This is a genomic window from Shewanella sp. Isolate13 (assembly GCF_022398325.1).
GTDB lineage: Bacteria > Pseudomonadota > Gammaproteobacteria > Enterobacterales > Shewanellaceae > Shewanella.
Genome location: NZ_JAKEVD010000011.1, coordinates 108,086 through 117,374, shown reverse-complemented (window position 1 = coordinate 117,374; position 9,289 = coordinate 108,086). Strand labels below are relative to the sequence as shown.

General features: G+C 47.4%; 8 protein-coding genes. 5 read left to right on the top strand and 3 right to left on the bottom strand.

Annotated features, from left to right (window positions below; all coding sequences use genetic code 11):
* Positions 1 to 20 precede the first annotated feature (20 nt).
* The 3 genes from ahpC (at position 21) to L1D44_RS09780 (ending at position 3,694) form a co-directional block, all read left to right on the top strand.
* Complete coding sequence (gene ahpC / locus L1D44_RS09790) at positions 21 to 590, top strand: alkyl hydroperoxide reductase subunit C (protein WP_220770405.1); 570 nt, start codon at positions 21 to 23, stop codon at positions 588 to 590.
* Positions 591 to 868: 278 nt separating this feature from the next.
* Positions 869 to 2,443 carry an alkyl hydroperoxide reductase subunit F gene (ahpF, locus tag L1D44_RS09785; protein WP_239890214.1) on the top strand — a complete coding sequence of 525 codons (1,575 nt, stop codon included), beginning with the start codon at positions 869 to 871 and terminating at the stop codon, positions 2,441 to 2,443.
* A 96-nt stretch (positions 2,444 to 2,539) separates the two neighbouring features.
* Complete coding sequence (locus L1D44_RS09780) at positions 2,540 to 3,694, top strand: membrane-associated sensor domain-containing protein (protein ID WP_239890212.1); 1,155 nt, start codon at positions 2,540 to 2,542, stop codon at positions 3,692 to 3,694.
* Here L1D44_RS09780 and L1D44_RS09775 read toward each other — a convergent pair.
* The 3 genes from L1D44_RS09775 to L1D44_RS09765 form a co-directional block, all read right to left on the bottom strand.
* Complete coding sequence (locus L1D44_RS09775) at positions 3,691 to 3,888, bottom strand: cytoplasmic protein (RefSeq protein ID WP_239890210.1); 198 nt, start codon at positions 3,886 to 3,888, stop codon at positions 3,691 to 3,693. The genes L1D44_RS09780 and L1D44_RS09775 overlap by 4 nt on opposite strands.
* 473 nt (positions 3,889 to 4,361) lie before the next feature.
* A complete protein-coding gene (locus L1D44_RS09770) occupies positions 4,362 to 5,786 on the bottom strand; it encodes a thioredoxin family protein (RefSeq protein WP_239890229.1) in 1,425 nt (474 codons plus the stop codon).
* 332 nt (positions 5,787 to 6,118) lie between these two features.
* On the bottom strand, positions 6,119 to 6,532 hold the full coding sequence (locus L1D44_RS09765) for a hypothetical protein (protein ID WP_239890208.1): 414 nt from the start codon (positions 6,530 to 6,532) through the stop codon (positions 6,119 to 6,121).
* Between the two features lie 227 nt (positions 6,533 to 6,759).
* Here L1D44_RS09765 and L1D44_RS09760 point away from each other — a divergent pair, with 227 nt between their 5' ends.
* Positions 6,760 to 7,935, top strand: coding sequence for an FAD-dependent oxidoreductase (locus L1D44_RS09760; protein WP_239890206.1), 1,176 nt, complete (start codon positions 6,760 to 6,762; stop codon positions 7,933 to 7,935).
* A gap of 160 nt (positions 7,936 to 8,095) precedes the next feature.
* On the top strand, positions 8,096 to 9,274 hold the full coding sequence (gene chrA / locus L1D44_RS09755; RefSeq protein WP_239890205.1) for a chromate efflux transporter: 1,179 nt from the start codon (positions 8,096 to 8,098) through the stop codon (positions 9,272 to 9,274).
* Positions 9,275 to 9,289: the final 15 nt, after the last annotated feature.

The following is a 9,289-nucleotide window of genomic DNA, read 5'->3' as shown; positions in this document are numbered from 1 at the left end:
TTATTAAAATGGAGCATTACATGCATCAGTCAATCATCAACTCTACAATCAAGCCATTTTCAGCAACAGCATTCCACAATGGTGACTTCCACCCTGTAACAGAGCAAGATCTTCTAGGTAAGTGGTCAGTCGTATTCTTCTACCCAGCTGACTTCACATTCGTATGCCCAACAGAGTTAGGCGACATGGCTGACCACTACGAGAAGCTACAGTCTATGGGCGTTGAAGTTTACTCAGTATCAACTGACACTCACTTCACTCACAAAGCATGGCATGCAAGCTCTGACACCATCAACAAGATCAAGTACCCAATGATTGGTGACCCAACTGGTACTATCACACGCAACTTCGGTGTGATGATTGAGGAAGATGGTCTAGCACTACGCGGCACATTTGTTATCAACCCAGAAGGTGAAATCAAAGTCGCTGAAGTACATGACCTAGGTATTGGCCGCAGCGCAGCAGAGTTAGTTCGCAAAATCCAAGCGGCTCAGTATGTAGCGACTCACGACGGTGAAGTTTGCCCAGCAGCATGGCAGCCAGGTGAAGAGACTCTAGCTCCATCAATCGACCTAGTTGGTAAGATTTAAGTCGATAGACAATGATGATAGCGTGTTAGCGAGCCCCATCTCTCGCTAACACTCAATAGAATCATCGAGAGATTTCATCTCCACGGTTCAGCCTAGTGTCCCCCCTGTAATCTAGGCTGAACAATCTCTTACTGAAGTCTTATATTCGCTAGACCGTACACACTTTTATTTTCGTTATCATTTTTTATTTTTATCGCGAGTGCTAGGCATGCGCCGAGGCTTGTTGCTGCCTGTAAAACGCGGATCTCAGATTAGCTTTAAGATATTTAGGAGTCATCATGTTAGATGCAAACGTCAAGAATCAGCTGAACACTTATTTGCAGAACCTCAAGCACCCAGTTGAGCTGCTTGTATCGGCAGATGACAGTAAAAAAGCCCAAGAGCTTAAATCACTCGCGGCAGATATCGATAGCCTGTCTTCACTTATCTCGGTAAAAGAGCAGATAGGTGAACGCACTCCCTCTATGGCTGTGATCAATCCTGCTTTAGGTTCGCAAATTACCTTTGCTGGTTTACCTATGGGCCACGAGTTTACCTCCTTGGTACTTGCGCTTTTACACAGCGGCGGTCACCCAATCAAGCTCGAAGCCGATGTGATTGAGCAAATTCGTCAGCTACCGGGTGAATACCGTTTCGAGACCTATGTGTCGCTAAGCTGTCAAACCTGCCCAGAAGTGGTTCAGGCGCTGAATATGATGGCGGCGATTAACCCGAATATCACTAACGTGATGATTGATGGGTCGCTATTCCAAGATGAAGTGAACGAACGCAATATCATGGCTGTACCTTCGGTGTACTTAAATGGCGAGCAGTTCTCTATGGGGGCCATTAGCACGGTTGAGATCTTAAATAAGCTTGATGTGAATGCGGCGGGCAGAAAAGCCGAGCAGCTTAACGAGAAAGAACCGTTTGAAGTACTCGTGGTTGGCGGTGGCCCTGCGGGTGCTTCGGCAGCCATTTACGCTGCACGTAAAGGCCTGCGCACTGGTATCGTCGCCGATAAGTTTGGCGGTCAAGTTGCTGAAACCGTTGGCATTGAAAACTTCATCTCAGTTAAGGCGACCGAAGGGCCAAAGCTGGTGGCCAACCTTGAAGCTCACGTACATGAATATGATGTCGATATCATGAATAACCAGCGCGCCTTGAGCCTGAAGTCGGGTGAGCTATTCGAGCTGGAGTTGGAAAATGGTGCCGTGCTGCGCAGCAAAACCGTACTGTTAGCCACCGGTGCTCGCTGGCGTGAAATGAACGTACCCGGTGAGCAAGAGTACCGCGGCAGTGGCGTAGCATACTGTCCACACTGTGATGGCCCCTTGTTCAAAGGCAAGCGCGTTGCCGTTATCGGCGGTGGTAACTCAGGCATCGAAGCGGCAATCGACCTAGCCAATATCGTCGAGCATGTAACCGTGCTTGAGTTTGACAAGACATTGCGCGCCGATGAAGTACTGCAGCGTAAAGCTAAGTCTATGGGCAATATCGACATCATTACCGAGGCGCTGACAACCGAGGTGACAGGTGATGGTAAGCGCGTTAACGGCCTTAACTACACAGATAGAGCCACAGGTGAAAGCCACCATGTTGAGCTTGCGGGAATATTTGTGCAGATTGGTCTAGTACCGAACTCAGAGTGGCTAAAAGATACTATTGATATGACGGCGCGCGGGGAGATCATTGTCGATGCGAAAGGCGAAACCTCATTAGCTGGCGTGTTTGCAGCAGGCGATGTGACTAACTCAGCTTATAAGCAGATTATTATTGCCATGGGCAGCGGTGCTACTGCCTCTTTAGGGGCATTTGATTACCTAATTCGCCACAATGTTGACGATGCAGGCAGCGAGAATCTTGCAGCATAAAGTGATTAGTCGTTAGTATAAAGCCAGCACATGCTGGCTTTTTTATTGGGTGGCGGTTTGTATAATCTGCTACAGTCAAGAGGCAGGGAGCGCGAATTGTTTAATGGAGAAAGACAACTGAACTCACATCGATATCAAGCGCAATTAAAGCGTGAAACTTTCACGATTTTAAAACGCGGCATTTTATGGGCGAGCTATGTTAGTCTAGCACTGCTACTTGTGGTGTTGGTGAATACTTACTATTTTGATGAGGAGTATTACGACGCGAGCCTCTTGATCGTAAAGTTTATACCGTTAACTATGGTTGTTGCCCTAGGCATATTTACCGCAAAAACCAAAGGCCTATTTAAAGTTACTGCGTATCACACCTATATCTATTTAGGCTTGCTGGTGAGTTCGTGGAGTTTAGTTCTGATTTCGCTGGCGTTATTGTCTGAGCAAAATATGCCGGGAGTCGAGTCGCTTGCCGATGTTCTAGTACTGGTGTTTGCCTTAGCACTGTTTCCTAATCGTAATATTATGATCTTGGTGATTTTGCCATTTCTTGCCTTTAGCGCTATGTATCATTCATTGCAGTTTTCCGAAGCGATAGTGTATCCGCTCACTAAGTTTTTGTGCTTCTTAGTGATCATTCTCTCTGGGCAAAAAATCATTTCAGGTTGGTTCTTTAAGGCGGTCACTCGTAACATTGAGAAAAAGAAACTATTACAGCAGTTTAAGCGTTTAGCGTTAATAGATGGCTTAACTAACATCAGTAACCGACGTCATTTTGATGATGTATTGCTACAAGAATGCAAAGCGGCTAACCGCAGCGAACAGCCTTTGAGTATTATCTTATTAGATATTGACTACTTTAAACCGCTAAATGATAGCTTAGGCCACCAGGTGGGCGATGAATATCTAGTCCGAGTCGCCGCCATATTAAATCAAGGCTTAGAGCGACCGCGAGATCTAGTCGCAAGGTACGGTGGCGAAGAGTTTGTCATGGTATTGCCCGATACAGATTTAGACGGTGCAAATTGCGTCGCGGCCAAAGTTAAGCAGTTGCTGAGCGAAGCTAAACTGAGCCACCCAAGTTCAACGCTTGGCAAGTATGTGACTGTTTCTCAAGGTGTGGCGCAGTGGCAGAATCAGGAGCAGGCTAGTGCTTTATTGGCACGAGCGGACGAGTTACTTTATCAAGCAAAAGCCAATGGTAGAGACGGCTATGTGTCACAAACACAGCCGCAGTCAGGTATGCAGGTGGTTTAAGCCGTGGTATTGATATTGTGACCCGTATTACCAACAGGTGCTGGAGCCGTTTCTGGCACCGCTGCATTAATTAATTGCAGCGCAATATCACCTTCAATTTTTTGCTGATCTTTTGCCAGTTGTGCCACTTTGACCCCAACCGCGCCATGGCTCATATTTGGCTGCAGGTTTGCACTAGAAATCGTTACTGCCATATTCAACTCTACTCATTCGAAATGTCATTTAGTTATCGGCGTGGCGCATCACTACTTGAGGATTGTCGTGTTACAGAGTGTATCGGCTTTAAAGCTAACACGGAAAAGCAGGGGCTAGGTTTGAGAAAAAGCAGGTTCTAGGAAGGGGCTGAGACGGAAAAGCAAAGACGATAAGATCCGGACGGTCTGCGGCCTAGGGAACGTGACTGCGTCACTTACGGAACGCTGCGCTTACGGAAAGGCAAAGAAGGTTCGAGGTTCGAGGAAGTGCAGGTTCTAGGAAAAGCAAAGGGCAAAGACGGTTCAAGCTAAGACGATAAGAGCCGGACGGCCTGCGGCCTAGGGAACGTGACTGCGTAACTTACGGAAAGGCAAAGAAGGTTCGAGGAAGTGCAGGTCCTAGGATCTAGGTCCTTATTATAGAAAACTAAGGCCTTAGCTTATGATTAAGCTAAGGCCTTTATTAATTATGGCTATGACTTTGCTGTCTGCGCTTTCTCAATGCTCTTACGGATAAGCGTGATAATCACAGTCAGTACGATAGAGCTTAAGATGAGGCCGATCGCTAAGGCCACATTTTGTAGCGCTGTTGGGTCAACAGCCAACATACCACCGAGTCCCATCATCATAATCCCTGACATCAGCTTAAGGGTCTGCCCCTCTTTCTCGGTCAGTTTACGCTTACCAAGTGACACACTGAAGGCGATAACGATCGCCGCGAGCGGGATGACATAAACCACGTTGTACATCACTAGATACATGTAGCGTTCGAAGGTCTCTAAGTCATGCATAGACAGTACGCTGGTGTAGATCATCGGGAAACCTGCGGTACATAAAAGCTCATAGGCGTTGGCTAAGATAGATAACACCACAGTACCGGCAATCATGGCGGTCATGCTGCTGGCGCTGGTTAGCTTACCCATGCGCTTTATCAAGCCCGTGCGGTTTTCGGCCGACATCGACAGGGTGACTTCCCCCTTGGTAAAGAAGTAATCTTTGATGTTGATTGCTCCAGCAATGAGCGCCAACATACCCGCTCCGAGAATAATCCAACCACCATCGCTACCTGCGCCTAGAAGCTGGAAGATATTGAGCCATGCACTCATAAAGATGAAGTAGATAAAGCCGGAGAAGAAGACGAAGATCCCGCCCACAATTAGCATGCGAGTGCGGCTCTTAGCGTTAACCATGATAGAGAGTAGGAATAGCAATACAAAAAATGCACAAGGGTTGAAGGCATCGACACCTGCAAGCACGACAGTCAGTAGTGGCAGTGACATCTGTTCAGGGTGAACTACACCCACAAGCGGGATCTCGACGGGTTGTACATCTGAACTCGCAAGCTCGCTGCTAGCATCTAATCCTAGGCCACAGGTACCCTCGGCATCGCTTTCGCTGCCACTCTCGCTACAGGTTTGAAACAGCCCGCCAGCCATTGGGGCAGTACTGTAATCGCCTTCAACCTCAGGGGCCAATTTGCCACCGAGTGAAACATAGTATGATTTTAAGCGCTGCACTAAAAACTCACCGGACACCGCCTGACTGGTATAACCGACAACGGCTTTTTCACCGCTGGCGAAGTAGGGCACCGAGCGGGCTTCGGTTCCGGTTTGTTTAGCGACTTCTTGCCATACCGCCATGGTGTCTGGCGCGGTGATCATATGATCTTCAACCTCTATCCAAGGGTAGCGCTCGGGTAGGCTGTCGATAAAGGGATGGGCCTCGGCGCAGTGAGGACAGGTCTTAGACCAGAAGAAATACAGTTTAACCTTAAGCTCTCCCTGAGCATTGGTGTAATGCCATAGACTGTTCGTCGCTGGGGTTTCTGCAGCGGCAAAATTAGGGAGAGAGAGGCTCGATAATAAAAGGGCGATAAAGAGAATAATAGACTTAGGCATGCGAACTCCGGCAGACGTATTAGCCATAAATTAAACCTGTTTGTTACTAATACTCTACTTTAATACTTAGCAATAGCTAAATTAATGTTTTGTTTTTGCAGATGAAATCTCGAATAATTTACTTTTGGGAACTACGACCAACTTTTAACAATAAAGTTAAACTTTTGCTGATAGTTATAACTGAGTAGTTTAGATAAGGTTAAATTAATCTCATCTATTGATAGCTGTGGGTTGTACGCATAGTTGAAGTCAGGTTAAGGAGGCGATTAGCGAGAGGCGATGATAGCCTCTGCTTCAATCATAACTAGGGTGAGAACTAGAATAATAGACGCCTATTCACTCTTACTGGCTATTCTTACCTCTTGCTCGCTTTCATCGGGGCACCAGAGCACCGATACGCTGCGATTTTCCTCGGTACTCGCCGTCAACAGGCGAGTGATAACTGGAGCAGGATAGGCTGCGTCGTTAAGGTAGGTTTTCACTCTGTCGATGCGTCGTTGTGCAAGCCACTTATTGTATTCACGAGCTTCTTTGGTCGACTGAGCCTGATTGACCTTAAATTCGAGCAGTAAATAACCAGAGCCCTGCTGAGTATTTTTTGTCAACTGCTTCAGCTTTGAGCTGTACTGTGAACTGAAGTAGGAGCTATTTTTGGGGTAAACAATATCCAGAATGTGAGTGTTGTTATCACATTGAGCTAGAGCGTTTGTGGTAACGAGTAAACCAATTGCGGCTATCCATTTCATAATCGTACTTCCTTGCGAACCTTAAAATCATCCTTAAGAGCAGTTAGGGGCTACTCCATTGTGCGAAAATTTATGCTATTACTAGAGGAAATACAATCATCTTTAGAATAAATGTTCTAATGATGAACAGTGCTCTTCGCTGCTGTAGAAGATATTTGTGGCGTCGTTTGCTCTGTTAATCACGGGCTATACAGGTAAAGAGTGAGCAGTCCACTCAAGGAGCAAAAATGGAGACGGTCGATCTTCTCGTCATTGGTGGTGGGATCAATGGGGCGGGTATCGCTCAGTGTGCAGCTGCCGCTGGCTACAGCGTCATGCTGTTAGAGAAGGAGACCATTGCAGCACAGACGTCCGCTAATTCCAGTAAACTCATTCATGGGGGGCTGCGCTACCTCGAATCTGGTCAATTGCCCTTGGTCAGAAAATCTCTGGCTGACAGAAAAGCGCTGCTTAAGCTCGCTCCCTCGTTAGTTTACCCAATCCCATTTTACATTCCTGTCTATGACAATAGCCGCCGCAGTCCATGGGCAATTAGGGCCGGGCTGAGTCTGTATGCCATGTTGAGTGATTTTGATAAGCTGGGGCAGTTCAAATCGGTTCCCGCTGTGCATTGGTCAAAAATTAAAGGGCTAAAACTCAGTGGTTTGAAGGCCGTATATCAATACTGGGATGCGCAAACCGACGATAAGTTACTGACTCAAGCCGTGATTAGGAATGCCCGAACCTTAGGGGCCGACGTACTAGAGCACGCTCACTGTACTCATATCGAGCACAAGCAGAGCCATTGTGTTGTGCGTTACCAATACGCAGGCACAGAGCAAGTGATTGAGGCGCAGGCTGTGGTCAATGCCGCCGGGCCTTGGGTTAACCAAGTGCTGGAGAGCGTGTTTCCGCCAGTCACTTCGTTACCTATTGAGTGGGTACAGGGGAGCCATCTGCTGCTCGATATCCCAGCCAATGACGGCATTATCTACCTAGAGTCATGCTTCGATAAACGGGTTATTTTTGTGATGCCTTGGAAGGGGCGCACGCTTATTGGTACCACAGAAACGACTTTGTCGTCGCTGTCGGGAAAGCCGCTCGTAACTGCAGAAGAGATTGAATATTTATTGGGGATCTATAGTCATTACTTTACCTGCTTTGGCGATCTAGCGTCTCTTAAAGAACGGGTGGTCGATAGTTATTGCGGGGTGAGGGTTTTACCTAAGTTAACAGGAAGCGCCTTTGACCGCCCAAGAGACACGGTACAGCAAAACCAGCCGAGTCATCCGAATCTATTGAGCCTTTATGGCGGCAAGTTGACAACCTATCGAACCACAGCCAGTGAAGTGTGTGAATGGCTTGAAGGGACTATCGGCAAGCGTCAGAGCCTAGCAGACTTCGAGCAACTGTTTTTAGATTAACTTCGCTTTCGGTGTCGAACTTTCATTAATCTGTAACCTAAATGTCATACTATTGCTCGTATCAGTTTTAGGGCTGCTTAGCTTTTAATATATTCGTTTTAGTGCTTAGTTTTAGTGCTTAGTTTTAGCGCTTAGTTTTAGTTTTTATTTGTGGATGATTATGTTTCAAATTTTTCTACGTTTCTTCTCCCTCGGTCTTGTCTCATTTGGAGGACCGGCGGCGCATATCGGTTACTTTAGACAGACCTTCGTGCAGGAACTCAAGTGGCTCGATGATAAACACTACGGCAGTTTAGTGGCGCTGAGCCAATTTATGCCAGGGCCGGGCTCTAGTCAGGTTGGCTTTGCGATTGGTTATCATCGCGGTGGCCTGCTTGGCGGTATTGCTGCGTTTTTAGGTTTTACCCTACCTTCATTCATCTTATTGTTTTTATTGGCCGTAACCAGTAGTCAGTGGCTAGATTACTCATTTACTCAGGGGATTATTCACGGCCTGAAATTATTGGCCGTGGTGGTGGTAGCCGATGCGATTTGGATTATGTTTAAGCAGTTTTGTCAGCGAAAACAGGCCAAGCTATTAATGATGTTTAGCTGTGTCATCATTTTGCTGCAACCATCTATGTTGATGCAGTTTGGCTTGCTGATAGCTGCGGCTTTGGTTGGTCGCCACTATTTGTCTGGTGAGCGAGGCGATGCGGCAGACGTTGCGACACAAAGCGTTAAGCTCAATTTCTTCTACTTAAGCCTGTTTGTGGGATTGCTGCTAGCGTCGTTGGTGATGATTGCGCTGTCGACGCAGACTGGCATTACAAGTTTGACCGAGTTATTTAGCCAGTTCTACCAAGTGGGCAGTATGGTATTTGGTGGTGGTCATGTGGTGTTGCCTCTACTGCAGCAGAGTGTGGGGGAGGCGATCAGTAATGATCAGTTCTTAACGGGCTACGCCTTAGCCCAAGCGGTACCTGGACCTATGTTTGCCTTAGCGGCGTTCTTGGGGGCCGAAATATGGATTCAGCAACCACTTGTTGGTGCCTTAGTGGCAACCCTTGCTATCTTTTTGCCGGGCTTTCTACTCATGCTGGTGGCGCTTAAAAGTTGGCATGTCATCAGCGCCAAACCGCAGATCACGGGCGCTGTTGCCGGGGTGAATGCTGCCGTGGTGGGCTTCTTATTAGCGGCGCTGTATAACCCTATCTTTACCAGTGCGGTATTGTCGCCACTGGATATGGCGTTAGTGGTGTTAGGTTTTGGCCTGTTTAAGACCGTTAAGCCAAACATCTTTATCTTGGTCGCTGGTTTTGGCGTCACTGGCGCACTAATCGGGGCGTTCGCGGGCTAAGCGTTTTGAGTCGCA